The sequence below is a fragment of the Streptomyces hilarionis genome (assembly GCF_024539675.1).
Classification (GTDB): Bacteria; Actinomycetota; Actinomycetes; order Streptomycetales; family Streptomycetaceae; genus Streptomyces; species Streptomyces hilarionis.
Genome location: NZ_JAHHIT010000679.1, coordinates 1 through 285, shown reverse-complemented (window position 1 = coordinate 285; position 285 = coordinate 1). Strand labels below are relative to the sequence as shown.

Sequence of the window (285 nt, the reverse complement as noted above, 5' to 3'; positions counted from 1 at the left end):
ACGCTTTTGTTCGTAGGCGAAGCCCACACCAGCCCGATCAGCCGGTGGCGGCGTAAATGGTATGTAAACTTCCCCTTGGTCTTGCTTGAGGTACTAGCAATCTCGAAAGAGAAGCTGTCTTGAACCTGTGCAATCCGTTGGCCTTTGCATGGCCCGTCAATGACGGGCAGGCGCGCTGATGTATCACGGACAGACATGGTGCCTCCTTTATCCGTGGGCAGCTTCACTGTGTTGTTTGGCTGTCATGTCCAAGCCAACCGCCCGCATTACCCCAATCATGGTTTT

1 protein-coding gene is annotated in these 285 nt (G+C 54.0%); it reads right to left on the bottom strand.

From position 1 onward, the window contains the following. The coding region (locus KMS84_RS39985; RefSeq protein ID WP_256921564.1) for a hypothetical protein at nt 1-197 on the bottom strand (197 nt) is incomplete at its 3' end. Nucleotides 198-285 lie beyond the last annotated feature (88 nt).